3 protein-coding genes are annotated in these 4,678 nt (G+C 61.7%); all 3 read left to right on the forward strand.

Features of this window, described 5'->3' with window-relative positions; all coding sequences use genetic code 11:
* The coding region (uvrA, locus tag QOC89_RS16505; protein ID WP_323045988.1) for an excinuclease ABC subunit UvrA at nt 1-1,869 on the forward strand (1,869 nt) is incomplete at its 5' end.
* Nucleotides 1,870-1,903: 34 nt separating this feature from the next.
* Complete coding sequence (locus QOC89_RS16510; protein WP_323045989.1) at nt 1,904-2,989, forward strand: AI-2E family transporter; 1,086 nt, start codon at nt 1,904-1,906, stop codon at nt 2,987-2,989.
* A 383-nt stretch (nt 2,990-3,372) separates the two neighbouring features.
* Entirely contained in the window at nt 3,373-4,632 is a 1,260-nt protein-coding gene (locus tag QOC89_RS16515; protein ID WP_323045990.1) for a PepSY-associated TM helix domain-containing protein, read from the forward strand.
* The last annotated feature ends 46 nt before the right edge of the window (nt 4,633-4,678 follow it).

Below are 4,678 nucleotides of genomic sequence, written 5' to 3' on the forward strand. Positions count from 1 at the left end.
TACGAGTTCGACATCGACACGGCCGTCGAAGACCTGCCGGAGAAAGTCCGCAAGATTCTGCTGTTCGGTTCGGGCAAGCAGGAGATCCCGTTCTCCTACATCAACGAGCGCGGCCGCACTTCCGTGCGCGAGCATGTGTTCGAAGGGATCATCCCGAACCTGGAGCGGCGTTACCGCGAGACCGATTCGGTCGCGGTGCGCGAAGAACTCGCCAAGTATCAGAACAATCAGGCCTGCCCCGCTTGCGCCGGCACGCGGCTGCGCCGGGAAGCGCGTTTCGTGCGGATCGGCTCGGACGGCGACGCGCGCGGCATCTTCGAAATCAGCGGCTGGCCGTTGCGCGACGCGCTGGGCTATTTCCAGACGCTGCGGCTCGAAGGCTCGAAACGCGAGATCGCCGACAAGGTGGTCAAGGAAATCGTCGCACGGCTGATGTTCCTGAATAACGTCGGCCTCGACTATCTGTCGCTCGAACGGAGCGCGGAAACGCTCTCGGGCGGTGAGGCGCAGCGGATTCGTCTCGCCTCGCAGATCGGTTCGGGTTTGACCGGCGTGATGTACGTGCTGGACGAGCCGTCAATCGGTCTGCATCAACGCGACAACGACCGGCTGATCGCCACGCTCAAGCATCTGCGCGACCTGGGCAACTCGGTGATCGTCGTCGAACACGACGAGGACATGATCCGCATGGCCGACTACGTGGTCGACATGGGGCCGGGCGCGGGCGAGCACGGCGGAATGGTGATCGCCGAAGGCACACCCAAGCAGGTGCAGGCGAATCCGGCGTCGATGACCGGGCAGTACATGTCCGGCGCCCGCAACATCGAATTCCCGGACGAGCGCAAGGAACCGGACGAGCGGCGTCTGCGGATCGTCGAGGCGTTCGGCAACAACCTGCAGCACGTCTCGCTCGATCTGCCGGTCGGCCTGCTGACCTGCGTGACCGGCGTGTCCGGGTCGGGCAAGTCCACGCTGATCAACGACACGCTGTATCACGCGGTCGCGCATCACCTGTATGGGTCTTCCGCCGAGCCTGCGCCGTACGAATCGATCGAAGGTCTGGAGCACTTCGACAAGGTCATCAACGTCGACCAGTCGCCGATCGGCCGCACGCCGCGCTCGAATCCGGCCACTTACACGGGCCTGTTCACGCCGATCCGCGAATTGTTCGCGGGTGTGCCCGCCGCCAAGGAACGCGGTTATGAAGCCGGCCGCTTCTCGTTCAACGTGAAGGGTGGCCGCTGCGAATCCTGCCAGGGCGACGGCGTGCTGAAGGTGGAGATGCACTTCTTGCCGGACGTGTACGTTCCCTGCGACGTCTGCCACGGCAAGCGCTACAACCGCGAAACGCTGGATGTTCAGTACAAAGGCAAGAACATCAGCGAAGTGCTCGATATGACGGTGGAGAACGCCTACGAGTTCTTCAAGCCTGTGCCGGTCGTCGCGCGCAAGCTGAAAACCTTGCTGGACGTGGGTCTGGGCTATATCCGGCTGGGTCAGTCGGCCACCACCCTCTCCGGTGGCGAGGCACAGCGCGTCAAACTATCTTTGGAACTGAGCAAGCGCGACACCGGTCGCACTCTATACATTCTTGACGAGCCGACTACCGGTCTGCACTTTCACGATATTGCCTTACTGCTCGAAGTCATTCATCGTTTGCGAGACCAGGGTAATACCGTCGTGATCATCGAGCATAATCTCGATGTAATTAAGACCGCCGACTGGGTGATCGATCTCGGTCCGGAAGGCGGTGCCGGCGGCGGGCAGATCATCGCGCAAGGCACGCCGGAGCAGGTCGCGAAGTCAAAGGCAAGTTTTACCGGAAAGTATCTGGCGCCGCTGCTCAAACGCACCGCCAGCAGAAAGTAACGCTGCACAACACGGGTTGGAGACGGAATAAGCCATGGCCAAGCGGAATCAGGCGCGCGACGACGGGCAAGTGCAGGACCTACGCCCACGCGCGGTGAGGCTGACTAGCGACATGAGCCTGCCGGATCTGTCGGCGGTCGAAATCGGCAGTTACGTGCTGATGCTGTTCGGCATGTGGGCGGTCATCGAACTGCGTTTGCTCGGCGCGTTGCTGGCCGGGCTACTCGTGTTTCAACTCGTGCACACCATCGCGCCGCGCATCGAACGGCATATGTCGAGTAAGCGCGCGCGCTGGCTCGCGGTGGTGATCCTCTCGACGGTGATTGTCGGTGCACTGACGGGGCTGACGCTCGGCATCATCGAACATTTCGAAAACGACGTGCCGAGCGTCCAGAAGCTGCTCGACCAGGCAATGCAGTTGATCGACCAGGCGCGCGGCCGGATTCCGCAATTCGTCGCCAACTATCTGCCGGTCGATACAGAGCAGATGAAAACGAAGGCGGCCGAACTGATGCAGACGCACGCGAACATGCTGCAGCAAAGCGGCAAGTCTGCCGCGCGCGCTTTCACGCACATCCTGATCGGCATGATCATCGGCGCGATCATCGCCGTGGGGGCGCAGAGGCATATGCAGCGGCTGCCGTTGTCCACGGCGTTCGTCACGCGCGTGAGCCGTTTCGCCGACGCGTTTCGCCGCATCGTATTCGCTCAGGTCAAGATCTCCGCGATCAATGCGGTCTTCACCGGCATCTTCCTGCTGGTCATCCTGCCGATCTTTCACGACACGCTGCCGCTCTCCAAAACGCTTGTGCTGGTGACGTTCATCGTCGGCTTGCTGCCTGTGATCGGCAATCTGATCTCGAACACGATCATTGTCGCCGTGGCGCTCTCGGTGACCTTTCCGGCGGCGATCATGTCGCTCGTGTTCCTGATCCTGATTCACAAGCTGGAGTACTTTCTGAACGCACGCATCGTCGGCGGTCAGATCGAGGCGCGCGCCTGGGAACTGCTGATCGCGATGCTCGTGATGGAAGCCGCGTTCGGCATCCCCGGCGTGGTCGCGGCGCCGATCTTCTATGCGTACATCAAGCGGGAATTGATTTATCTGCGGCTGGTGTGAAGAAGAATCAAACCCCGCGCTCCGAAAAGCATGCGGTTGATCGGCAGTCTGAAGCGGCATTTAACTGCTGCTTTTTTATGCTCAGAAGTCGATGCGCGCGTTCAGCGACAACGTACGCGGATCGCCCGGCGTCACGTAATCCGCGTACTGATATTCCCCATAACGGCGAATTGCGGCGCCGGCCTCGCGATTGCCTCCACTGATTGAAAGCCATACCGGGTGGCCGTCAGCGCCGGCGTGTCGACTCTACGGCACCGTGTCTCGCTTACGAGAAACTTGCAGCCACTGGCATGATTCCCTAAGATGAGAACAATTCCCATTTGCACCCATGTCTTTGCCGTGACCCTCCGTCAGAATTCCCGCCGCATTTCGCCGGCTTACTTATGAGGCAGCAACTCGTCCGGCTGCACCGCTGGTTCGGTGTCGCCATTGCGCTGTTTCTATTCGTCGCCGGCATGACCGGGGCGATCATCGCGTGGGATCATGAACTCGATGCGGCGCTGAACCCGTCGTTCTTCAAAGCGCGCACCGCGGGCCCTGCGCTGTCAGGGCTCGAGTTGGCCCATCGCGTCGAAGCGGCCGATCCGCGCCTGCAGGTAACGTATTTGCCGCTCGACGCTGAACCCGGCCACACGTTGCAGATGATGGTGCTGCCGCGCATCGACCCCGCCACGAAGCAGCCCTACTCGCTCGACTTCAACCAGATTGCCGTCGACCCCGCCACGGGCGACATTCAGGGACGGCGCGAATGGGGCGCCGTTTCGCTCGCGCGGCTCAATCTGATTCCGTTCATCTACAAACTGCACTACACGCTGCAATTGCCGTTTACCGGCGGTGTCGATATCGGCACGTGGCTGATGGGTATCGTCGGGATCGTGTGGCTGTTCGATAGCGCCGTCGCACTATGGCTGTCGTTTCCGAGCTTCAAGGCATGGCGCAAGTCGTTCGCGTTTCGCCTCACGCGCGGCGGCTATGCGCTCACCTTCGATCTGCACCGCTCGGGCGGCGTGTGGATCTGGGGCTTGCTGGTGATCGTCGCGCTGACGTCGGTGTCGATGAATCTCTCGGCGCCGGTCGTGCGGCCAATCGTGTCGATGTTCTCGACGCTCACGCCTGATCCAATCAACAACCCCGAGATTCTGCGCAAGCCTGAGCCAGGCGATCAGGTATTGAGCCGCGAGCGCATCGTGCAGCTGGCCGAGCAAGCCGGCAAAGCACAAAGCCTCAAGGTGGCACCGGGCGGCCTCTACTACGCGGAGTTCCTGCACGCCTATGGCGTCGGCTTCTACGCAACCGGCAACGATCACGGCGATTTCGGACTCGGCAACCCGTGGATGTATTGGGACGCCGCCACCGGCAAGCAACTCGGCGCGCAGATTCCCGGCAAGGGCACGGCGGGCGATATCTTCATGCAGGTGCAATTCCCGCTGCACTCGGGGCGCATCCTCGGTCTCGGCGGACGCATTCTGGTTAGCGCGATGGGGATTGCGGTCGCCGTGCTGAGCGCAACGGGATGGCTGATCTGGCTGAAGAAACTGAATGCACGCCGCCGTTCGGCGCAAAACGCACGGCTCGCACAGAACGGGCGGGATGCGGTCAGAACCGCGGTGCGGTCCGGACCTGAGACGACTACTTTCTCTTAGCGAAACACCACCGTCTTGCTGCCGTTCAACACGACGCGATGCTCGA

Origin of the sequence: Paraburkholderia sp. (assembly GCF_034668105.1) — a bacterium.
Taxonomy (GTDB): domain Bacteria; phylum Pseudomonadota; class Gammaproteobacteria; order Burkholderiales; family Burkholderiaceae; genus Paraburkholderia.